Source organism: Janthinobacterium silvisoli, from assembly GCF_014200725.1.
GTDB lineage: Bacteria > Pseudomonadota > Gammaproteobacteria > Burkholderiales > Burkholderiaceae_D > Janthinobacterium.
The window spans coordinates 1-22,546 of sequence record NZ_JACHCL010000007.1 but is presented as its reverse complement, the minus strand read 5'-3'; the positions used below and the strand labels follow the sequence as shown (position 1 = coordinate 22,546).

General features: G+C 58.5%; 20 protein-coding genes and 1 pseudogene. 5 read left to right on the top strand and 16 right to left on the bottom strand.

Translation table 11 applies throughout. The features are described from left to right. Window positions 1-9: 9 nt before the first annotated feature. From HDE75_RS23005 to HDE75_RS22960, 10 genes and pseudogenes are all read right to left on the bottom strand, one after another. Window positions 10-999, bottom strand: coding sequence for a Gfo/Idh/MocA family protein (locus HDE75_RS23005; RefSeq protein ID WP_183681574.1), 990 nt, complete (start codon window positions 997-999; stop codon window positions 10-12). 52 nt (window positions 1,000-1,051) lie between these two features. Then, a complete protein-coding gene (locus HDE75_RS23000) occupies window positions 1,052-1,849 on the bottom strand; it encodes a DUF3025 domain-containing protein (protein WP_183681577.1) in 798 nt (265 codons plus the stop codon). Window positions 1,850-1,855: 6 nt separating this feature from the next. Next, window positions 1,856-2,908 carry a dihydroorotase gene (pyrC, locus tag HDE75_RS22995; protein WP_183681580.1) on the bottom strand — a complete coding sequence of 351 codons (1,053 nt, stop codon included), beginning with the start codon at window positions 2,906-2,908 and terminating at the stop codon, window positions 1,856-1,858. 78 nt (window positions 2,909-2,986) lie between these two features. Further along, a complete protein-coding gene (locus HDE75_RS22990) occupies window positions 2,987-3,322 on the bottom strand; it encodes a helix-turn-helix domain-containing protein (protein WP_183681583.1) in 336 nt (111 codons plus the stop codon). Further along, window positions 3,303-3,680: pseudogene (locus tag HDE75_RS22985) on the bottom strand (type II toxin-antitoxin system RelE/ParE family toxin). Before HDE75_RS22985 ends, HDE75_RS22990 begins: the two are co-directional and overlap by 20 nt. A 164-nt stretch (window positions 3,681-3,844) precedes the next feature. Then, window positions 3,845-4,570: an amino acid ABC transporter ATP-binding protein gene (locus tag HDE75_RS22980; RefSeq protein WP_183681585.1), complete on the bottom strand. Its 726-nt coding sequence runs from the start codon at window positions 4,568-4,570 to the stop codon at window positions 3,845-3,847. A 19-nt stretch (window positions 4,571-4,589) separates the two neighbouring features. Beyond that, window positions 4,590-5,282, bottom strand: a complete 693-nt coding sequence (locus HDE75_RS22975; RefSeq protein WP_183681588.1) for an amino acid ABC transporter permease — start codon at window positions 5,280-5,282, stop codon at window positions 4,590-4,592. Window position 5,283: 1 nt separating this feature from the next. After that, window positions 5,284-6,033, bottom strand: a complete 750-nt coding sequence (locus HDE75_RS22970) for an amino acid ABC transporter permease (protein WP_183681591.1) — start codon at window positions 6,031-6,033, stop codon at window positions 5,284-5,286. 81 nt (window positions 6,034-6,114) lie between these two features. Then, a complete protein-coding gene (locus tag HDE75_RS22965; protein ID WP_183681593.1) occupies window positions 6,115-7,071 on the bottom strand; it encodes an amino acid ABC transporter substrate-binding protein in 957 nt (318 codons plus the stop codon). A 181-nt stretch (window positions 7,072-7,252) separates the two neighbouring features. Beyond that, entirely contained in the window at window positions 7,253-9,097 is a 1,845-nt protein-coding gene (locus tag HDE75_RS22960; RefSeq protein ID WP_183681596.1) for an ABCB family ABC transporter ATP-binding protein/permease, read from the bottom strand. 61 nt (window positions 9,098-9,158) lie between these two features. Between HDE75_RS22960 and HDE75_RS22955 the strand changes: the two genes are divergently transcribed. Then, window positions 9,159-9,599: an acyl-CoA thioesterase gene (locus tag HDE75_RS22955; RefSeq protein WP_183681598.1), complete on the top strand. Its 441-nt coding sequence runs from the start codon at window positions 9,159-9,161 to the stop codon at window positions 9,597-9,599. 15 nt (window positions 9,600-9,614) lie between these two features. Then, entirely contained in the window at window positions 9,615-11,207 is a 1,593-nt protein-coding gene (locus HDE75_RS22950) for an alkaline phosphatase D family protein (protein WP_183681603.1), read from the top strand. Here HDE75_RS22950 and HDE75_RS22945 read toward each other — a convergent pair. Then, window positions 11,204-11,731, bottom strand: a complete 528-nt coding sequence (locus tag HDE75_RS22945) for a LytR/AlgR family response regulator transcription factor (protein WP_260174315.1) — start codon at window positions 11,729-11,731, stop codon at window positions 11,204-11,206. The genes HDE75_RS22950 and HDE75_RS22945 overlap by 4 nt on opposite strands. On the opposite strand from HDE75_RS22945, the gene HDE75_RS22940 reads away from it, so the two are divergent. Next, on the top strand, window positions 11,730-12,389 hold the full coding sequence (locus tag HDE75_RS22940; protein WP_183681606.1) for a hypothetical protein: 660 nt from the start codon (window positions 11,730-11,732) through the stop codon (window positions 12,387-12,389). The two genes, HDE75_RS22945 and HDE75_RS22940, sit on opposite strands and share 2 nt — an antisense overlap. Here the strand turns inward: HDE75_RS22940 and HDE75_RS22935 are convergent. From HDE75_RS22935 to HDE75_RS22920, 4 genes are all read right to left on the bottom strand, one after another. Continuing rightward, window positions 12,386-14,068: a long-chain-fatty-acid--CoA ligase gene (locus HDE75_RS22935; RefSeq protein WP_183681608.1), complete on the bottom strand. Its 1,683-nt coding sequence runs from the start codon at window positions 14,066-14,068 to the stop codon at window positions 12,386-12,388. The genes HDE75_RS22940 and HDE75_RS22935 overlap by 4 nt on opposite strands. A gap of 74 nt (window positions 14,069-14,142) precedes the next feature. Continuing rightward, window positions 14,143-15,831, bottom strand: a complete 1,689-nt coding sequence (locus tag HDE75_RS22930; RefSeq protein WP_183681611.1) for a long-chain-fatty-acid--CoA ligase — start codon at window positions 15,829-15,831, stop codon at window positions 14,143-14,145. Between the two features lie 275 nt (window positions 15,832-16,106). Beyond that, entirely contained in the window at window positions 16,107-17,156 is a 1,050-nt protein-coding gene (locus HDE75_RS22925; RefSeq protein ID WP_183681614.1) for an aminopeptidase, read from the bottom strand. A 1-nt stretch (window position 17,157) separates the two neighbouring features. Beyond that, the gene (locus tag HDE75_RS22920; RefSeq protein ID WP_183681617.1) at window positions 17,158-19,236 is read right to left on the bottom strand and encodes a molybdopterin-containing oxidoreductase family protein; all 2,079 of its coding nucleotides are present in this window, start codon (window positions 19,234-19,236) and stop codon (window positions 17,158-17,160) included. A gap of 206 nt (window positions 19,237-19,442) precedes the next feature. Between HDE75_RS22920 and HDE75_RS22915 the strand changes: the two genes are divergently transcribed. Further along, window positions 19,443-20,636 carry a M20 aminoacylase family protein gene (locus tag HDE75_RS22915; protein ID WP_183681620.1) on the top strand — a complete coding sequence of 398 codons (1,194 nt, stop codon included), beginning with the start codon at window positions 19,443-19,445 and terminating at the stop codon, window positions 20,634-20,636. A gap of 6 nt (window positions 20,637-20,642) precedes the next feature. Here HDE75_RS22915 and HDE75_RS22910 read toward each other — a convergent pair whose 3' ends face one another. Beyond that, window positions 20,643-21,527, bottom strand: coding sequence for an NAD(P)-dependent oxidoreductase (locus HDE75_RS22910; protein ID WP_311735160.1), 885 nt, complete (start codon window positions 21,525-21,527; stop codon window positions 20,643-20,645). A gap of 136 nt (window positions 21,528-21,663) precedes the next feature. On the opposite strand from HDE75_RS22910, the gene HDE75_RS22905 reads away from it, so the two are divergent. Beyond that, window positions 21,664-22,224, top strand: coding sequence for an acyloxyacyl hydrolase (locus HDE75_RS22905; protein ID WP_183681624.1), 561 nt, complete (start codon window positions 21,664-21,666; stop codon window positions 22,222-22,224). Window positions 22,225-22,546 lie beyond the last annotated feature (322 nt).

The following is a 22,546-nucleotide window of genomic DNA, read 5'->3' as shown; positions in this document are numbered from 1 at the left end:
TCGCTCCGTTCAAGCCTGGTCGGCGCTGTAGACCAGGCCGATCTGGCCGCGCATGGCGTCGAGATTGGCCATCAGCGCCACGCTCTCATCGTGCGGCATGATGGGGCTTTCCAGCAGGCCGGCGCGGATGCAGCGCATGGCCTCGATGGCTTCATGCGTATAACCATTGCCGGTAAACGGCGTATCGATCACCCGGCGTTCACCATCCATCGGTTCGACGATCAAATGGTCCGGCCGATAAAAACGGTTCGGCAAGCGGACGCGGCCCAGCGAGCCGGAAATCGTCATTTCCGTCGGCGTCAGCGTACGCACGCTGCAGGCGCACGAGGAAGTGCCGCCGCCTGCATGACGCAGTGAAAACACCACTTGCTCATCGACGCCGGTGGCGCCCATTTCAGCGAGTGCCTGCACTTGCGACACGGGGCCAAGAAAGAAGGCCGCCATCGACAAGGGATAAATGCCGACGTCGAGCAAGGCGCCGCCGCCCAGGTCAGGGTTGAACATGCGGTGTTCGGGCGGGAAGGTGGCCACAAAGCCGATATCGGCCTGTATTTGGTGCACCAGACCGATCTCGCCGCTGGCGATGATGCGTTTGGCTTCCTGCGCGGCCGGCAGGAAGCGGCTCCACATGGCTTCCATCAAAAACAGCTTTTTCTCGCGCGCCAGCGCCACCACGGCTTGCGCTTGGCGCGCATGCATGGTGAACGGTTTTTCGCACACAACATGCTTGCCTGCGGCTAGGCACATCAGGGCATTTTCTGCGTGCTGGGTGTGCGGCGTGGCGATGTAGATCACGTCCACGTTGACATCGTCGGCCAGCGCCTGGTAAGACGCATGGCGATGTTCGATATCGAATTCGGCGCCGAAAACCTGGGCGCCATCACTGCTGCGCGAAGCCACCGCCACCAGTTGCGCACCCGGCGCATCGCGCAAGCCTTCTGCCATCGCACGAGCGATCTTGCCCGTGCCAAGAATACCCCAGCGTATCACTTTATCCATGCCTGTCTCCCCGGTTCTGTCGCCGCTGCGCGGCTTGTTTTAATTGGACGGATCAAGACTTGCGTTTCGCCCTGAACACCGCCGTATCGTTATAAAAATCATCGTCCTGCCCATCGCACCAGCCGGGCAGGCCCAGCACGGGCAAGGGGGTAAAATCTGCCGTGCTCAAACCTTGCTGCGCGAGGTCTTGCGCTACACGCTGATCGAGCCAGGTGCGCCGTGCGGCGCAGTCCAGTGCAAAATAGGCGTCGCCAGCAAAAACCACGCGCGTATGCGCGGTGATGGCCTTGTAGGGCGTCACCAGTTTTTCCATCAGCGCGTGACCGAACAGCCAGACTTCGGCGTCGCCGCCTGCTGCAAATTTGTCGCGCTGGTCAATAAAAGCGCTGCGCCAGTCATGCCCGCGCAAAGCCTGTTCCAATGCGCGGCCAGCGTCGCTGTCACGCAGCACCAGCAAGGCAGAATTTTCATCAAAAATCGTGGCACCATCGCGCGCCGGTCCACGCGATTTACCGACGCCGGACAGGGCGATCTGCGCCGCCTGCAAGGCGTTCAACTGCCGTTTGATAAGGGGAAAAGTCAGCCATACGAGCGCATTGAAAAAATCGTGCAGATTGTCGCGCGTGGGCACGCCACCCGTGGCGCCGATGAATTCTTCATACGCCACGCCTTCGGGCAAATCGCTTTGCGGCACGAAGCCCAGCGGCAAGCCAGCGGGATTGCGCAAATCGAGCGCGCGCGCCTGCAGGTTGAGCGCGGTGATCACCGTGTCGCGCTGCAGGTCCAGCCGGCCCCGCGCCGGCAGCACCGAGGCATACCAGGGGCGGGTCCAGTCTATCGATGGCAGCATCGGTCCTTACACCATCTTCCAGTTGATTTGCTCGCCTGCGTTGAGCGGGATGACATGGCTGTCGCCCATCGGCAGCGATGCTGGCAAGGTCCAGCTTTCGCGCTTCAAGGTGATGGTGTCCGTGTTGCGCGGCAGGCCGTAGAAGGCCGGGCCGTGGAAGCTGGCGAAACCTTCGAGCTTATCGAGCGCGCCTGCCCGTTCAAACGCTTCGGCATACAGTTCCATCGCGTGCAAGGCCGTGTAGCAGCCAGCACAGCCGCAGGCCATTTCCTTGGCGCCCTGCGCATGCGGCGCCGAATCGGTGCCCAGGAAGAAGCGCTCATCGCCGCTGACGGCTGCCGTCATCAGCGCAAGGCGGTGTTCTTCGCGCTTCAGGATAGGCAGGCAATAGTAGTGGGGGCGAATGCCGCCCTTGAAAATCTCGTTGCGGTTGTACAGCAGGTGATGGGCCGTGATGGTAGCGGCGATCGGACCTTCCGCCTCGGCCACGTACTGCGCCGCGTCCTTGGTGGTGATGTGCTCGAACACTACCGACAGGGCCGGGAAGGCGCTGCGCAACGGACGCATCACACGTTCGATGAAGACGGCTTCGCGGTCGAAAATATCGATTTCAGGGTCCGTCACTTCGCCATGCACCAGGAAAGGCATGCCCACTTCCTGCATCACTTCCAGCACCTTGTAGCAGTTTTTCAAATCCGTCACGCCGAGGTCGGAATTGGTGGTGGCACCGGCCGGATACAGTTTCACGGCTTGCACCACGCCGCTGTCCTGGGCGCGGCGAATTTCATCGGGCGAGGTGTTGTTCGTCAGGTACAGCACCATCAGCGGATCGAACTGCACGCCTGCCGGCACGGCAGCCAAAATGCGCTCGCGGTAGGCGATGGCGTCGGCCGTGGTGGTGACAGGCGGCTTCAGGTTAGGCATGACGATGGCGCGGCCGAACTGGCGCGCGCTGTGCGGCAGCACGCTGGCCATGGTGGCGCCATCGCGCAAATGCAAATGCCAGTCGTCTGGACGGGTGATGGTGATACTGTCAGGGGTTTGCTCGGGTGTGGACATGGCGGCTGCTCTTAGGCTGTCATTGCGGATACCGCCATTTTACCAGTCACCGGGCCGCCGTACCCATGACCCCGATGCCTAGACCAGGGCCAGTTTCAGGTGTCCGATGGCATTTTTGGCAGGTTTGATGCGGATCTCGATGTCGTAGCCGAGACGGTTCAAACAATCCATCAGCTTGCGTTCCGACAAACCCGAGAAATCGCCACGCAGCATGCCCGACACTTTCGGCTGCACGATGCCCATGCGCCGTGCGGCTTCTTCCTGCGTCAGCTCCAGTTTGCGCATGGCATTGCGGATTTCCCCCACCAGGCCGGACTTGATTTGCAGTTTTTCAGCGTCGGGCAGGCCCAGGTCGGCAAACACGTTGCCGCTGGATGGTTCAAACTCGATGCCATCAACGATGCGTTTTTTCATGTCTTAACTCCTCGATCCACAGTTGTGCGCTATGCAAGCGGGCCCGCACCAGAGCCATCTCTTGCTTGGGCGTCGCAATGCCGCTCTTGCTCTTCTTTTAAAAACAGTGCAATACGAACACCGCTTCCTCGAACTTCACCGTATAGACGGCCCGGTAAGTGCCACCTGCATCGTCCTCGACGATTTCCAGCACCCCGGCACAGCCAAAACCATGCAATACCTTGGCGCTGTCGTGCTTGTCTCCGCGTTGCGCCAGATCCAGCGCGTGGCCGAAAAACGCGCGTATCTCCAATGGCAAGGCCATCAATTCTTTCTTGGTGGCGCCTACCCAGACCAGCGGTTTGTGGATAATCTTCATAAATTATACCTTTATTAGTATAAAAAGGAAGAAAAGAATGTTAGAGAGTGAGCGTAAAGCCGATTAGCTGGCCTGCGCTTGCGGCAAGCCAAGCACAAGCGTGGTCCAGACGGCAAAACGGCCGGTGTGCGCCGGCCGTTTTTCAAGCTGGAAAGACAGCGAAATCAGTGGATAATTTTCGCCAGGAAATCACGGGCACGGTCCGAGCGCGTGGTATTGAAGAAGTCATCCTTGCTGCAATCTTCGATGATCTTGCCCTGGTCCATGAAGACGATGCGGTTGGCCACGCGCCGGGCAAAACCCATTTCGTGCGTGACGACCATCATCGTCATGCCATCCTGCGCCAGGCCCACCATCACGTCGAGCACTTCGTTGATCATTTCCGGATCGAGCGCCGAGGTCGGCTCATCGAACAGCATGGCGATCGGGTCCATCGCCAGCGCGCGCGCAATTGCCACCCGCTGCTGCTGGCCGCCCGACAGCTGGCCTGGAAACTTGTCCTGCTGCGATAGCAAACCCACGCGGTCCAGGTATTGCAAGCCCTTGGCGTTGGCTTCATCGCTGCTGCGCCCCAGCACTTTGATCTGGCCGATGGTCAGGTTGTCACGGATGGACAAATGGGGAAACAGTTCAAAGTTCTGGAACACCATGCCGATGCGCGCGCGCAGTTTCGACAGATTCGTCTTCGGATCATTGACGGTGGTGTTATCGACGACGATCTGCCCCTGCTGTATCGGTTCCAGTCCATTGACGGTCTTGATCAAGGTCGATTTACCGGAACCGGACGGGCCGCAAATGACCATCACATCGCCCTTGGCAACGTTGGTGCTGCAGTCGGTCAGCACCTGGAACTGGCCATACCATTTGCTTACATTGTTCAGTTCTATCATCTTGCTCTTTCTTTCCGGTTTAGCGAATGATGGTCACGCGTTTCTGCAGGCGTTTCACCAGCCACGACAGCGCATAGCACAGCACGAAATACACGACGGCGACAAACACATACATCTCCACCAGGCGGCCGTCGCGCTGTGCGATCTTCGAAGCGGCGCCGACGAAATCGGGAATCGACAGCACGTACACCAGCGACACATCCTGGAACAGCACGATGGTCTGCGTCAGCAGCACGGGGATCATATTGCGAAATGCTTGCGGCAGCACAATACTGGCCATGGTTTGCCGGTAATTCATGCCCAGCGCCTGCCCTGCCCATACCTGACCACGCGATACGGACTGTATGCCGCTACGCATGATTTCGCAATAATAGGCCGCCTCGAACATGATGAAGGTGATCAGCGCAGAAGAAAACGCCCCCACTTTTACCGGCTCGGCAGCGCCGATGATCCAGGCAGCGATATACGGCACCAGAAAGTAAAACCAGAAGATCACCAGCACCAGCGGAATCGAGCGTATCAGGTTGACGTAGCTGGCCGCCACACCCGAGACGATACGGTTGCCGGACAAGCGCATCAGTGCCAGTGCAGTACCCAGCACGATGCCGCCCAGCATGGCCAGCACGGTCAGTTGCAGGGTGAAGACCATGCCGGTCTTGAACAGATACACCCACGAGCGCGAGATGACATCGAAGTCGAAATTGGCGAACATCTCAGTGTCCTCCTGTCCTGCTACCCGCGACCACAAAACCGGGAATCGCCACCTTTTTTTCAATCAGCTGCATCAACACAACGACTGCCAGGTTGACGACGACATAGATAATGGTGGCTGCCGAAAACGCCTCGAAAACCTGGAACGAGAATTCCTGGATGGCGCGCGCGCTGGCCGTCAGCTCCACCAGGCCGATGGTCAGCGCCACAGAACTGTTCTTGATGATGTTCAAAAACTCGCTGGTCAGGGGCGGCAAAATCACGCGCGCCGCCATCGGCAACAAGATGAAACGATAGGTTTGCGGCAGGGTCAAGCCCAGTGCCGTACCGGCCAGTTTCTGCCCGCGCGGCAACGCCTCGATGCCGGCCGTCACTTGCACGGCCACGCGCGAGGACGTGAAAAATCCCAGGCATAACACCGCCGTCACAAACGGTGCGTTGGGCAGCGACTTGACCCAGTTGCCCAGCTCCGCCGGCAACAATTCTGGCATCACGAAATACCATAAAAACATTTGCACCAGCAGCGGCACATTGCGGAACAATTCGACGTAAGCATTGGCGAGGCCGACGATCCATTTATTCGGCAAAGTGCGCACGGTGCCGATCACCATGCCGAGGATCAGCGCCATGATCCAGGCCGCGCCAGCCGTGGCCAGGGTCCACGTCAAGCCGGCCCACAGGGTGTCCATATAGGTGTGCACGCCATCGGGCGACATCTCCCCGAAGATATGCCAATTCCAATGATAATTCATGCTTTTCCTTCTCATGCAGCGCAAGATGTCCCTGCAAATGAAACGGGAGGCTTGCGCCTCCCGGTTTTGCAGGCAGCGTGTTTATTTTTTCTTTTTGTCCGAGGTCTTTTGCGCTTCCGGCACGGCGGCATAGGCGGCCGGGTCGCCGGAGTCGGTCGGATTGGCAAACACAGCCTTCAATTGCGCCGGCATGGGGAAGTTCAGGTTGATGCCTTTGGGTGGAATCGGCGAGGTAAACCACTTGGCGTAGATGCGGTTGATATCATCGCTCTTGTACAAACGGATCAAGGCATCGTCGACCACCTTCTTGAAGGCTGGGTCGTTTCTGCGCAGCATGATGCCGTACGGTTCTACCGACAGCGCTTCTTTGGTGATCTCATAATCATTGGGATTTTTCGAGTTGGCCACTTGCGAAGCCAGCAGAATGTCGTCATTCGCTTCGGCCACCGCGCGCCCCGTTTCCAGCATCAAAAATGATTCAGGATGGTCCTTGGCGATGGCGATATTCATGCCCAGGTTTTTTTCCTTGTTCAAGATCGTCATCTGCTTGACGGTCGAGGTGCCGGCCGTGGCGACCAGGGTCTTGCCGCGCAAGTCTTCCAGGGTCTTGATATTGGCCGTCTTTTTCGACAGGATGCGGTTGCCGATCACAAACATGGTGGGCGCAAACGCTACCTGCTGCTGGCGTTCCAGATTATTCGTCGTCGAACCGCATTCAAGGTCGACGGTGCCGTTGGCAATCAAGGGAATACGGTTGGCCGAAGTAACAGGATTCATCACCACTTTGAGCTGGCTCAGCCCCAGATGTTTTTGCAGGGCCGTGACGACCTTCATGCACAGGTCGATCGAATACCCTTGGTATTGCTGTTTATCGTCGAGGTAGGAAAACGGCACGGAACCGTCACGTACGCCGAGGGTAATGGAACCGGCTTTCTTGATCTTGGCCAAGGTGCCCGTCAAGTCCTGTGCATTAGCGGCTGACATACTGCTGAGGACGCCAATGCTGAGCACAGTGGCGACTATTCTGGTTAATTTCATTCATTCTCCTGGACGGACAAACCGGGGTGAACCCCGTACGAAACAACGCTGGTGCAGACGCCACCAATGGCATTAATTTTATTTCATTTTTATCGTAAGACTAACCGTTTTCCTTGATTGCGTGACAAATAGCAGCGATACGCTGATGCGCATCGCCGCTGCTGTGGCATTTTTCCGACTGTTATTTGGTAGACAGCAGTTCAATCAACTCGTCCTGCTCCTCATCCTGGCTCGCCTGCTGGCGTTGCCACATCTGCGCATACAAGCCATCGGCGGCCAGCAGTTGCGGATGCGTGCCGCGCTCGACGATGCGGCCATGGTCGAGCACCAGGATTTGCTGGGCGTCGGCCACCGTCGACAAGCGATGCGCAATCACCAGCGTGGTGCGGTCCTTGGCGATTTCCTTGAGCTGCGACTGGATCGCCTGCTCCGCCTTGGAGTCGAGCGCCGAAGTGGCTTCATCGAAGATCAGAATGGCCGGGTCTTTCAGCAAGGTACGGGCAATCGCCACGCGCTGTTTTTCACCGCCCGACAGTTTCAAGCCGCGCTCGCCCACCATCGAGTTGTAGCCATCAGGCAAGCTCTCGATGAAGTCGTGGATGGACGCGGCCTTGGCCGCCGCCACGATGGCTTCCTTGCTGGCGCCCGGTTTGCCATACGCGATGTTGTATTCGATGGTGTCGTTGAACAGCACCGTATCCTGCGGCACGATGCCGATGGCGGCGCGCAAGGAATCCTGCGTAACGTGGCGCAAGTCCTGGCCATCGATGGTGATGCTGCCGCCATCGACTTCATAGAAGCGAAACAGCAAGCGCGAGAGGGTGGATTTGCCCGAACCGCTGTGGCCAACCACGGCCGTGGTAGTCCCGGCGGCGATCTGGAAATCCACATCGAACAGGATTTGCCGCTTGGCTTCATAGTGGAAATCAACATGGGCGAAACGCACGGCTGCACCGCGCGTGACTAACGGCGCAGCATCGGGTGCATCGGCGATTTCGCGGTTTTCATCGAGCAGCGAAAACAGACGTTCCATATCGGCCAGGCTTTGCTTGATTTCGCGGTAAATCACGCCCAGGAAATTGAGCGGAATATACAGCTGTATCATGAAGGCATTGACCAGCACCAGGTCGCCCAGGGTCATGCTGCCTGCGATCACGCCAACCGTGGCGCGCCACAAAATCAAGGTAACGGCCGTGGCGATGATCAGCGACTGGCCCGTGTTAAGCAGCGACAAGGATGTCTGCGATTTCACGGCCGCCGTTTCATAACGTTTCAAACCTTCGTCGTAGCGCTGCGCCTCGTAATCTTCGTTGCCGAAATACTTCACCGTTTCATAGTTGATCAGCGAATCGATGGCCTTGGTATTTGCCTTCGAATCGAGGTCATTCATGGTGCGGCGGAAATGCGTGCGCCAATTCGTCACCAGCACCGTAAACGCGATATACGACACCAGCGCCACCGCCGTAATGACGGTAAACCAGATGTCGTAATGCAGCACCAGGTAGCCGAGCACCAGAGTGATTTCCACCAGGGTCGGCAAGATATTGAACAAGGTGTAGGAAATGAGCGAACCGACGCTGCGCGTGCCGCGCTCGATATCGCGCGTCATGCCGCCCGTCTGGCGGTTCAAATGAAAGCGCAGCGACAAGGCATGCAAGTGGCGGAAAACTTGCAGCGCGATGGTGCGCACGGCGCGCTGCGTAACCCTGGCAAACAGGAATTCGCGCAATTCCGTAAACAAGGTGGTCGACAGCCGCAGCAAGCCATACGCCACCAGCAAGCTGACGGGCAACACCAGCAGCGCCTGCGGATGGGCAGCCGTGATGGTCATGGCGTCGACCAGTTTTTTCAGCACCAGCGGCACGCCCACGTTGGCCAGCTTGGCCCCCACCAGACAGAGCAGCGCCAGCAGGACACGCCATTTATAGACCCATAGATACGGCAGCAGGGTCTTGATGGTGGAAAAATCGCTGCGGCTGGCGCTAGCTGGCGGGCGAGTAGGAGAGGTATTCGGGGAGCGGCGCATGGCGAAGGTTGGCTTTTTATGGTTCAATCGGGGCAATTGTAGCCTTTCATGAGAATAAACGATGAGTACCTCCCCCGCCCGCCCCGATAACTGCCTCGCCTCCGGGCTGCCCGCTGGCAAAATGCCTGAACTGCGCATGATGCCCGCGCCATCGGACGCCAATGTTTACGGCGACGTTTTCGGTGGCTGGATCATGGCGCAAGTCGATATCGCCGGTTCGCTGCCAGCCACGCGGCGTGCCAACGGCCGCGTAGCCACGATAGCCGTCAACTCCTTCGTCTTCAAAAACCCCGTGTTCGTCGGCGATTTACTCTCCTTCTACGCCGATATCGTCAAGGTAGGCAATACCTCGATCACCGTCAACGTGGAAGTATATGCCGAGCGCAACCGCTTGCAGGCGTGTACGGTGAAAGTCACGGAAGCCACCCTGACCTACGTCGCTACCGATTCAGACCGCAAGCCGCGCAAAGTGCCGCCTATCGAAACCCTGCTATCACACTAATCCCCCGCTTCTGCCGTGGATAGCCAGCGCCGCATCTTTTTGCTCAGCACGGCACGCATCGCCGCGCTGGCGGCCGCAGGCGGCGCACTATCCGGTTCCAGCGCCAGCGCGGCGGCACGCCTGAATGGCGCCGGCTATCCGTTTGCGCTGGGCGTGGCCTCCGGTTCTCCCCTACCCGACGCCGTGGTGCTCTGGACACGCATCTGCTACGACCCGCTGCATGTCGGCGCCACGCCAGCCATCACCTTGAGCGTACGCTGGGAGATAGCCGACGATGAAGCATTTCGGCGCATCGTTGCGCGAGGATCGGTACAAGCCACGCCAACACTGGCGCACAGCGTGCACGTCGACGTGGGTGGGCTGGCGCCCGGGCGCTGGTATTGGTACCGCTTCATGCTTGGCGACGCCGTCAGCCCGGTGGGCCGTACGCGCACGGCGCCTGTCCCCGATACCCTGCCCGGCTCCTTGAAACTGGCGGTGGCTTCCTGCCAGCACTGGGAATTTGGCGCCTATGCCGCGCACCGGCATATTACGGCCGCCGCACCCGACCTGGTGGCGTTTCTGGGCGACTATATTTATGAGTGGGGCCCGTATCAGCTGCAACACCCGGCCCGGGCCGTGCGTAGCAACGAAAGTTTTACCCTCGATGAATACCGCACCCGCTACGCGCAATACAAGAGCGATCTCGACCTGCAGGGTGCGCATGAAGCTGCACCATGGATCGTCACCTGGGACGACCATGAAGTGTCCAATGATTACGCGAATGACCGCGACGAATTGCTCACGCCAAATTTCATGGAGCGCCGGGCGGCTGCCTACCAGGCGTTTTATGAACACATGCCGCTACGCCTGCTGCCGCTGGGCCGGCGCGGCTTCGTCGACATGCGCATCTACCAGCGCTATGACTGGGGCCGCCTGGCCCGCTTCCATGTATTGGACGACCGGCAATACCGCGCCCACCACGCTTGCGCACGGCCAGGGCGCGGTGGCTCGAATTCCGTCACCACGCGCAGTTGCCCCGATCTGCTGAAACCGGAACGCACCATGCTGGGCGAAGAGCAGCAGCGCTGGTTGCAAGCCGGGCTGGACAAATCTCCCGCGCATTGGAATATCCTGGCCCAGCAAACCTTGATGGCGCAGTCGAGCCAGGTGCCGATTTTGCGGCCCGGCGACGAGCGGATCTGGACCGATGGCTGGGATGGCTATCCGATGGCGCGCCAGCATTTATTGAATAGCTTGCAGAGCAGCGGCGCGCGCAATCCGCTGGTATTGTCGGGCGATGTACACACTTTTTATGCCACCGAACTGAGCCAGGACGCCATGCGGCCAGCCAGCCGCGACAATCCCGTGATCGCCACCGAATTTTGCGGCACCTCGATCACGTCCAGCTCGCGCCCGCAAGCGCGCACGGCCGAGTACGTGGCGATGAACCCGCATATCCGCTACGGGCGCAGTGACAAGCGTGGTTACATGTTGCTCAACATCACGCCAGAGAAAACCACGACGCTGTTCCTGGGCCTGGACAATGTGCGCGATAGCGCATCGAACATCGCTACCCTGGCCAGCTTTACGGTGCACGACGGCAAGCCAGGCTTGCAGCGTGGCTAAGAAGCCATCGACAGGTTTTTCAAGGCATCGCGATAACGCCGGCTGACCGGCACTTCACCACCCGTCCGCAGGCTGGCGCGTGCATCGCCCGATTCCAGTGGCGTGATCGTTTGCACGAAATCGAGGTTGACGATGTAGCTGCGGTGCACGCGCACGAAGCGCTTGCCGTCGAGCCGCCGCTCGATGGCGGCCATGGTCGAGCGCAGCGGATAATCATGCCCGCGCACATGCAGGTTTACATAGTTGCCCCAAGCCTGTATCCATTCGATTTCAAAGGCTGGCAACAAAAAATCCTTGCCCAGCTTGCGCACCAGGAAACGTTCAGGCTGCTGCACCGGTTCCACGGCTGGCCCTTCGTCGGGTTCCCCCAGCAAGCTCGCCTCGCCTTGCCAGCGCATCAGTAACAAGCGATAAAAACCCAGCACCAGCAAGACCTCGAAATAAGAGCGCACATCTTTCAGATACTCATACGGCAGTTCGCGCCACCACGCACCGACATCGTAATTGCCGCTGCTGGACCGCATGCAAGCCATGTTCCAGCGCCCACGCGGCTGGCGTCTGCTGGTCTTGCCAACCCTGCCTACGCTGGCAGCAATGGTGTTATTGAGGATGCGCTATCCGGAAACCCATGCGGTGGTGCATGACTGGTACGCGCACGCCATCTACTTCACGATGTTTTTATATGGCTGGTGGCTGGGCAATGACAAGGGGCTGTGGATGGAACTGGCACGTCTGCGCTGGCATACCCTGGTCTTGGGACTATGCGCGTTTGCCGCATATATGTTTTTTGACAAGATCCATTCGGAACACTTGCTGACCTGGGCGTCGCTGGGCTCCTGGCCCATGCGCAACCTGTATATGTGGCTAGCCATCTGCACCATCCTGGGCTGGTCGCATACGCTATTGAACCGGCCATTTGCCTGGCTGCCATGGGCGCGGCAAGCCGTGTTTCCCTGGTACATACTGCACCAGAGCGCCATCATCCTGCTGGCCTACTGGCTGGTGCCATTGAAGCTGGGCCCGGTGTTGGAACCGCTGCTGATACTGACGGGGACGGTGATGGTGTACTGGCTGGGCACCTCGCTACTGATCAGCAAGGTGTGGTGGCTGCGTCCCTGCTTCGGCTTGCCCGCCCAGCCAAACAGGCGTTTGGTGGCGGACAGAGTATTACCAGTGAATTAAGCAGCTTTCTTTTCATCGCGCAATTGACGGCGCAGGATCTTGCCGACGTTGGTCTTCGGCAATTCATCGCGAAACTCGATGTACTTCGGTTTCTTGTAGGCCGTCAATTCATGTTTGCAGTGCTCGCGGATCTGCTCTACCGTCAGGTTAGGATCCTTGCGTACGACAAATACTTTCACGGCTTCACCCGAGTTGGCGTCCGGCACGCCGATGCAGGCGCACTCGAGTACGCCAGGGCAGGACGCCACCACGTCTTCCACCTCATTCGGATACACATTGAAGCCGGACACGATGATCATGTCTTTCTTGCGGTCGACGATACGCACGTAACCGCGCTCATCCATGATACCCACGTCGCCCGTCTTGAAAAAACCATCAGACGTCATCGACTTGGCCGTTTCATCGGGGCGCTGCCAGTAACCGGCCATCACTTGCGGCCCTTTCACGGCGATCTCGCCCGGTTCACCCAGCGCCACCGCCACGCCATCATCATTGACGATGATCACTTCCGTCGACGAAATAGGCAAACCGATGGTGCCCGTAAATTCCGTGATATCGACGCGGTTGCCCGTCACCACCGGTGACGTTTCCGACATGCCATAACCTTCGATCAAGGGGCAGCCAGTGACCTTCAGCCAGCGCTCGGCCACATTACGCTGCAGGGCCATGCCGCCGCCGTTGCATACTTTGTAGCTCGAGAAATCGAGCTTGGCGAAGTCGGCATTGTTCAGCAGGGCGTTATACAAGGTATTGACGGCCGGGAAGACGACGATCTTGTGCTTGGCCAATTCCTTCACGAAACCGGGAATGTCGCGCGGGTTCGGGATCAGCAAGTTCAAGCCGCCCAGGCGCATGCCCATCAGCGCGCTGACCGTCAGCGAATAGATGTGATACATCGGCAAGGCGCACACGAAACCCATCGAGGTGGCGCGCATTTCGCGGGTCATCACGGGCGAAATCCATGCCTCGTTTTGCAGTACGTTGGCGATCACGTTGCGGTGCAATAGCATGGCGCCTTTCGACACGCCCGTGGTGCCGCCCGTGTACTGCAGGAAGACGATATCGTCGTGGCCCTGGTTAGCTGGCGTCAAGGTCATGCCGGCGCCTTCAGACAGCATCTTGTTGAAGCTGATGGCGCCCGGCAGCGAAAACGCAGGCACCATTTTCTTGATCTTGCGCACGACGAAATTGACGATGGTGCCTTTCAAACCGCCCAGCAAGTCGCCCATGGTGGCAACGATCACATGCTTGACTTGCGTGTGCGGCAACACCTCTTGCACCGTGGTGGCAAAGTTTTCCAGCACGATGATCACCTCGCTGCCCGAATCGGTCAGCTGGTGCTGCAATTCGCGCGGCGTGTACAGCGGGTTGACGTTGACCACGGTATAGCCGGCACGCAGAATCGCTGCCATTGCCACCGGGTATTGCAAGACGTTCGGCAACATGATGGCCACGCGCGCACCCGGTTGCAAGCCCTTGCTTTGCAGCCAGGCGCCCATTTGCAGGGATAGCTTGTCCAGCTCGCGGTACGTCATGAACTTGTCCATGCAAACGAACGCGTTGCGGTCAGCATATTTCTGGAACGACTCTTCCAGCAAATGCGTCACGGAACGGTATTGCGTGCAATCAATCTCTGCCGGCACACTGTCCGGGTACGACTTCAACCAAATCTTGTCCATCTTGCCTCATCTTTATCTGTATAAAAGGGCGCCACTTTGGCGCACCCGGTACTGTTGCAATGTCACTTGCTGATCTATGCTGCGACTGCCACCTTGGGTTCATCGCGCAAGGCCCTGCGTAAAATCTTGCCGACGTTGGTCTTCGGCAATTCCTCACGGAATTCAATGTATTTCGGCCGTTTATAGCCGGTGAGCTGCTCCTTGGAGTACGCCATCAAGTCGGCCACGGTCAGGTTGGGATCCTTGCGCACCACAAACACTTTCACGGCCTCGCCCGAATGTTCGTCCGGCACGCCGATGCAAGCGCACTCGAGTACGCCAGGATGGGCCGCGATCACGCCTTCCACTTCGTTCGGGTACACATTGAAGCCGGAAACGAGGATCATGTCTTTCTTGCGGTCGACAATCTTCACAAAGCCGCGTTCATCCATGATGCCCACATCGCCTGATTTGAAATAACCGTCGGCCGTCATCACCTTGGCCGTCTCGTCCGGACGGTTCCAGTAACCGGACATGACTTGCGGGCCACGGATGGCGATTTCGCCCGTCTGGCCCAGCGGTACTTCCTGACCATCGTCATCGAGGATGGCAATCTCGGTCGACGGGATAGGCAAACCTATGCTGCCCGTAAATTGCGTGCTGTCCGCGCGGTTGCAGGTGGCAACGGGTGACGTTTCCGACAAGCCATAACCTTCGATAATGGACACGCCCGTGATGCGTTGCCACTTGTCGTTGACAGCTTGCTGCACCGCCATGCCGCCACCATTGGCGATCTTCAAGCCCGAGAAGTCGAGCTTGGCAAAATCGGGATGATTGGCCAGCGCGTTGTAGAGGGTGTTGACCGCCGGCAGCAAGTTGAATGTGTACTTGTCCAGTTCCTTGATCAGGCCAGGAATGTCACGCGGATTCGGGATCAGAATATTCAGGGCGCCCACGCGCGTGCCCCACAGCGCGCACGCCGTCAGCGCGAAGATATGGTACAGCGGCAAGGCGCATACGACGGTCAGTTGCTCCTTGCTGTTCGGATCCAGCGCCGCGCCTGACCAGGCTTCCGTTTGCAACACATTGGCGATCACGTTGCGGTGGCTCAAGGTTGCGCCTTTCGACACGCCCGTGGTGCCACCCGTGTATTGCAGGAAAGCAGCGTCATTGATCGTGACGTCGACGGGCGTCAGCTTCATGCGGCTGCCGAGCGACAAAGCACTGTTAAAACGCATGGCGTTCGGCAAGGAATACGCGGGCACCATCTTCTTGACATTGCGTACGACAAAATTGACGATCGTCCCTTTCAAGCCGCCCAGCATGTCCCCCATCGTGGCGACGATGATATGTTTCACGGCCGTCTTGCTCAGCACTTGCTCGACGGTATGGGCAAAATTTTCCAGCACGATGATCGCTACACTGCCCGAATCGTTGAGCTGGTGCTCGAGTTCGCGCGCCGTGTAAAGAGGGTTGACGTTGACCACCGTGTAGCCGGCGCGCAGCACGGCGGCAATGGCCACCGGATACTGCAGCACATTGGGCATCATGAGGGCGACCCGCGCGCCTTTTTTCAGTCCCCGGCTTTGCAGAAAGGCGCCTAGTTGCCGCGAATACAGTTCGAGTTCGGCATAGGTGAGGAATTTGTCCATGCAGACATAAGCGTTACGGTCTGCATACTTTTGAAACGCTTCTTCCAGCAAGTGCACCAAGGAGCGGTATTGATCAGGATTGATGTCACTGGGAACGCCGGGGGGATACGACTTCAGCCAAATTTTGTCCATCCTGTGCCTCTTGTCTCGAATAATCGTTGGTGTAGCCGGCGCACATTGCCGGCGCGGATTATTGCTGCGGATTCTAGTGTCCTGCAGTCATTGAGCATTCTAAAGAGCAATTGCTCTATGCTACTAACGCGATGCTATCGGGCGCGGCGCTTCCATGCAAGCGCTTTCAACGGTATTTGAGTATGTATTCCAGAGGCATTTTGTGCTGCGTTGCAGCATGAAAAATACGGCCTAGTACAATATGCCGGCTTGGCATATACAACAATCTTTACGGGTCACGGGCTGGACAATTGCTGCAGCACGCGCCGACGCTCGGGCTTGTCCAACAGAGACATTGTGTGCACTGCAGCATAAAAAGCACGAAAGTTCTTTTTTTCTTCCAGCAATTTTTCGAAGGCTGGCAAGAAATCATTGTAGGTAGCGACGGAAGCCAAGTGCGCATTGCTCAAAGGCTGTTCGAACCAGCGGTCATAACCGGCATAACCGCCCCAATTTTGTTTCAAAACCTGATATTCGGCCTTCAAGCCCGTAAACACCTGCGCCTTGCGCGCGCGTTTCTCGACATCGCTGGCATCGCTGGCGTAAGCCGTTTCCAGTTGCCCCCGGTACTTCAGCAATAGCGCCAGGAATTCCTTGCGCCGCGCCGCATACCGGGCGTAGTCGTCGCGCATGGCATCACTGCCTTCGTGGGCCAGCCAGCGCTGCACACCCGCTTCTTCCACGGCAACGGCAAACGATTCATTGAAAGCGGAATCGCCCTGCACATAAACGACCTGATGCGCAAGTTCATGGAAGATCATGCGCGCAAGTTCGGCATCGTTGTAATTGATAAAGGTCGATAGCAGAGGATCGTCGAACCAGCCCAGAGTGGAATACGCGGGCACGCCCCCTACCTGCACATCGTAATGCTGTTCACGCAAGGTTTCGGCATAGGCCAACGCATCATCCTTGCTGTAATAACCGCGGTAATTGACGCAGCCGGCAATGGGAAAACACCATTGCAGCGGCTTGAGCGACAGCTCTGGCGTGGCCACCACATTCCACAGCACGAAGGACCGTTGCAGCGAAGCATAATTCTTGTAGCTGCCATTGTCGGGCAAGCCCAGTTCATCGACGGCGAAACGGCGTATCTGCTGCGCCTTGGCCAGCCGCGCCTTCAGGCGGGGATCGGTGGCAGGGTCTTTCATCCAATCATCGACGGGGCGTGCGCTGGACCACAAGGAATATTGCCCCTGCGCCGCCTGGGTGTAGTAGCGCAATTGCGTGCAGCCGCCCAGGCTCAGGCAGAGCGCAAGCGCGACAGGCAAACCGAGCGCGCGGCGCATCTCAGGCCACCGCCTTTTCCACTTCCACCAGCGTATCGTAAAAGGTGGGCGCGCGGCCCATGTCGGTCAGGCGCTGGCTGGTGACTTCATTGGCGTTCTTGCCGTCACTGGCCAGCTTTTTCCACCAGACGGACAAGCCCACCACCAGCCCTTTACGCGCCTTATCCGTAACCCTGGCCTTGGCCACAAACGAACCACGGTCATTGAAGATGCGCACCATGTCGCCAGCCACAATCCCGCGCGCCATGCAGTCATCGGGGTGGATATCGAGATGCGGTTCGGCTTCCGAGGCACGCAAGCTTTTCACGTTGACGAAGGTGGAATTCAGGAAATTGCGGGCTGGCGGCGAAATCATCGCCAACGGATAACGGGCCGCCAGCGCAGGATTGCTGGCCGGCGATTCATACGGCGCAATATAGGCAGGCAAGGGATCAAGCCCCGCCTGCGCCATCGCCTCGGAATAAAACTCGCAGCGCCCCGATGGCGTGGGAAAACCGCCTTCGGCAAACGGCGCATCGGGCATGGCCAGTTTTTGCCAGCCTGTCCGTTTCAGCGATTCCCAGTCGAAATGCACGGCGCGCACATCGCCCGCATCAAAAGCCTGGGCCGCCAGCGCATCATCACTTTCCTGGAAGCAAGGGTCATCAAAACCCATGTGTTGCGCCAGCAGGCGGAAAATTTCCGTATTCGCCTTGGCCTCGCCCAACGGCGCCACAGCCGCGTTATTGGCCATCATATACAGATGGCCATAGGTGGCGTGCGCATCGATATGTTCCAGCTGCGTAGTGGCCGGCAAGACAATGTCGGCGTAATCAACGGTGTCCGTCTGAAAATGTTCGAGCACCACCGTAAATAAATCTTCGCGGGCAAAACCTTGCGCCACTTTGGATGAGTCCGGCGCCACAGCCAGCGGATTCGAGTTATAGACAATCACGGCTTCGATTTGCGGGCCGAACCTGGGCGAGCTGGTCTTGAGTAAATCGTCACCGATGGTGCTCATATTGATGGTGCGTGGCGTGCCTTTCAACAAATCCGGGCGCTGCAAGGCCTTGCGCTGGATGGGGAAAGATCCCGAGCTCGATAATTGTATGCCACCGGCCGCATGGCGCCAGGCGCCCGTCAATGCGGGCAGGCAAGCGATATTGCGCACGGCCATGCCGCCGCCATGCACGCGCTGTACGCCGTAATTGGTGCGGATGGCGGTGCCCTCGCCGCTGCGCGCCGTCTGGCCATACAAGCGCGCCAGTTCCACCACTTCCGCGACGCTGATGCCGCAAACCTCTGCCGTGCGTTCGGGCGGCCATTCGGCGGCGCGCTGTGCCAATTGTTCGTAGCCCAGGGTGTACTGGGCAATATAGTCATGGTCGACCAGTTCTTCGGCGATCAGCACATGCATCAAGCCCAGGGCCAGCGCCGCATCGGTGCCAGGCAGCAAGGCGATATGCTGGTGGCATTTCTCGGCCGTCAATGAACGATATGGGTCGATCGCGATCAGGGTGGCGCCATTGCGTTTCGCTTCCTGCGCCCGCATCCAGAAATGCAAATTCGATGCAATCGGGTTGCCACCCCAGATAATGATCAACTTGGCGTTCTGAAACTGCTCCATGTCCGTGCCGATGCTGGCGCCCACCGTGTAGCGGTAACCTGTGGCGCCGGCCGAAGCGCAGATGGTGCGGTCCAGCAACGATGCACCGAGCTGGTTAAAGAAACGCGACGACATCGATTCGCCCTGCACCAGCCCCATGGTGCCGCAATAGCTGTAGGGCAAGATCGCTTCCGGCGCCCGCGCTGCGATGGGTTTCAGGCGCGCAGCAATGGTCGTCAGTGCTTCTTCCCAGCTGATGGCTTCAAACTTGCCCTCGCCTTTCTTGCCCACCCGGCGCAGCGGGGTCAGCAAGCGGTCAGCATGGTAGGTGCGCTCCGTAAAGCGCGACACCTTGGTGCACAGCACGCCAGCCGTGGTCGGATGGTCGGGATCGCCCTTGACTGCCGTGGCCACGCCATCGGTCACCGTCACCAGCAAGGCGCAGGTATCGGGACAGTCTAGCGGGCAAGTGGCGCGGACTTGGGTGGTGGTCATGGTGCAATCAAAAAACGTGAGAGGAAGGTAATACTGTAAACGATTTCCACGTGCTTGCAGATATCCTCATAGCGGACTCTGCACACGCTGGATTTAAAAAGCGAACACGGGCTACAATGCCCCATTGGCCGCGCATGTTTTCGATCAAATATGCCAGCCCCGGTGCGCCATACACAGTTGCGTGCCTGCATACACAGGAGAATTCGATGAAACTGGTGGACCCTATCATAGCGTTTCAATCCGAGCTGCAACGTATCCGCCGCGACCTGCACGCGCATCCCGAGCTGTGCTACGAAGAACAGCGTACCTCTGACGTCGTCGCCGCCAAGCTGACGGAGTGGGGCATCCCCGTCGTGCGTGGCCTGGGGCGCACCGGTCTGGTCGGCATTATCCAGAATGGCAGTTCCAAGCGCGCCATCGGCCTGCGTGCCGATATAGATGCCTTGCCCATGCAGGAGATTAATACTTTTGAGCATGCCTCGCGCCATCCAGGCAAGATGCACGCTTGCGGCCATGACGGCCATACGGCAATGCTGCTGGGCGCCGCTTATCACCTGGCACAGCACCGCAATTTCGACGGCACCGTCTACCTGGTGTTCCAGCCAGCCGAAGAAGGTGGCGCCGGCGCGCGTGAAATGATCAACGACGGCTTGTTTACCCGCTTCCCCATGGATGCCATCTACGGCATGCATAACTGGCCAGGCGCTGAAACAGGTACCCTGAGCGTGGTGGAAGGGCCAATGATGGCCTCCAGCAACGAATTCTATGTCACCGTCAAAGGCAAGGGCGCCCATGCGGCTCAGCCGCACAAGGGTATCGACCCGGTGATGGTGGCCGTGCAAATCGCACAAAGCTGGCAAACCGTCATCACCCGCAACAAGAGCCCGCTCGATACGGCGGTGCTATCGATCACGCAAATCCATGCCGGCAGCGCCACCAATGTGATTCCCGACGACGCCAGCCTGATCGGCACCGTGCGCACGTTTACCACGCCCGTGCTGGACCTCATCGAAGAGCGCATGCGCGAAATCGCCATCCACACGGCCGCCGCTTTTGGTGCGGAAGTGGAGTTCAAGTTCAAACGTAACTATCCGCCGCTGGTCAACCACGCCAAGGAAACCGCGTTTGCGGTGGAAGTCATGAAGGCCGTGGTCGGCGCCGACAAAGTCAACGACAAGGTTGAACCGACCATGGGCGCGGAGGATTTCGCCTTCTTCTTGCAGGAAAAGGCTGGCTGCTACATTTTCATCGGCAATGGCGACGGCGACCACCGCGATGGCGGCCACGGCCTGGGCCCATGCGTGCTGCACAATGGCAGCTACGACTTCAATGACAATCTGTTGCCGATCGGCGCCAGTTTCTGGGTCAAGCTGGTCGAAGAGAGCTTGCCGCAAGACTAGAATGCGCTAACTCAGTTTATCCGGGCCACTCCCCAGACGCTGGCCCGGATTCAATGCTTCCAGGGCCAGCAAAGCCGCCGAATGGTCAGCCAGCGCGTGGCTTTCGGCAAGCGCTTCATAGCGCTGCGTCACCAATTGCGTGACAGGCAGACTGAGCTGGGCGGCGGCAGCCGCATCCAGAATATTACGCATATCCTTGAGCTGGGTTTTCACCTGGCCACCGGGAACAAAGTTACGCTCAAGCATGCGCTGCCCATGCACTTCCAGGATGCGGCTTTCAGCAAAGCCACCGCGTATTGCCGTGCGCACCGCGGCCGGATCGGCGCCCGCCGCTTGCGCCAGCAACAAGGCTTCCGCCACGATATTCAAGGTAGCGCCTACGATCAGCTGATTGCACAGCTTGGCCACCTGGCCACTGCCGGCCGGGCCGACCAGGGTAGGCCGCCCCATCACCGCCAGGATCGCTTCCACGCGCGCATAATCGGCAGCGCTACCACCGGCCATGATGGCCAGGGTTCCCGCTTGCGCGCCAGCCACGCCACCGGAGACGGGCGCATCGACAAAACCATAGCCTTGCGCTACCAAAAGTGCATGAAATTGCTGAGCTTCAACTTGCCTGGTCGAGCTCATGTCGACCCACAAAGTATCGGCCGCCAGCGCCGGCAAGGCAGCCATGATGGCTTGTTCGACAACAGGCCCTGCCGCCAGCATCGAGATCACGATATCGGCCCCGGAGACCGCATCCATCAAGGTGTTAGCAAGTAGAGCATCACAAGATAACAACGATTCGGCCTTGCTCTGCGTGCGATTCCAAACTGTGACAGAATAGCCAGCTTGCAGCAAACGGCGCGCCATCGGTTCGCCCATCAGACCTATACCCAAGAAGGCGATCTTTGTAGAAAATGTCACTGTAGATCCTATTGCCTTAAGTAATAATGGTTTCTATATTTGATAATTTCATTACAATCAGCGGCGCACTACCGATGGTTAGTGCGCACCGATGGCTAATTTTACGATGAAAGAATATATGTCCTACCTGAATCAAGCATTAAAATCCCTGGCACTAGGCGCTGCCTTGCTGGCCAGCCATGCCGCCTTCGCGTCCGACGACAAGCTGATCGACTCGGTCTACGGCGAATTCGCCACCGGCACGCAAACCCAGATGGTACGCGCCGGCGTCACTTCCGACTGGAGCCAACGCTGGTTCCAATCGAACGGTACGCACCTGAGCGGCTACTGGGACGCGAATGCTGGCGCATGGCAAGCCAACCGCTACCAAAACGTCGAAGGTGCAAAGCAGAATCTGTACGATATCGGCTTCACCCCGGTATTCCGCTTTGAACGCGACGATAAAAAGGGTTTCTATGCAGAAGGCGGCATCGGCGTGCATTTGCTGTCGAAACTGTATGACAATGCAACCTACCGTTTGTCGACCCACTTCCAGTTTGGCGACCACGTCGGCGTTGGCTACGTGTTCAACAATAAATGGGAAGTCGGCATGAAGATCCAGCATTTCTCGAACGGCGGCTACAAAAAGCCGAACACCGGCGTGAACTTCCTGAACATCAAAGCGGCTTACCACTTCTGATCGATCGAAGCTGGAATGAAAAGGCAGCGCGCAGCGCTGCTTTTTTTCGTCTGTACACCATGAAATATCCCCGGGGTCAGCCCCCACACCAGCCAGCATGATTGCACCAGCGGCTATACGGGGAACTCGGCGTCCCCGTCTGCCCCCAGCCCTTGCCGTTGGGGTTCATCCCAGCAAAACCACCAGACGTAAAAAAACCCCAACCGGGTCACCGGAAGGGGTTTTTTCGAATAACAAGCCTGACAATAACCTACTTTCACACTGGTTGCAGCACTATCATCGGCGCAAAGTTGTTTCACGGTCCTGTTCGGGATGGGAAGGG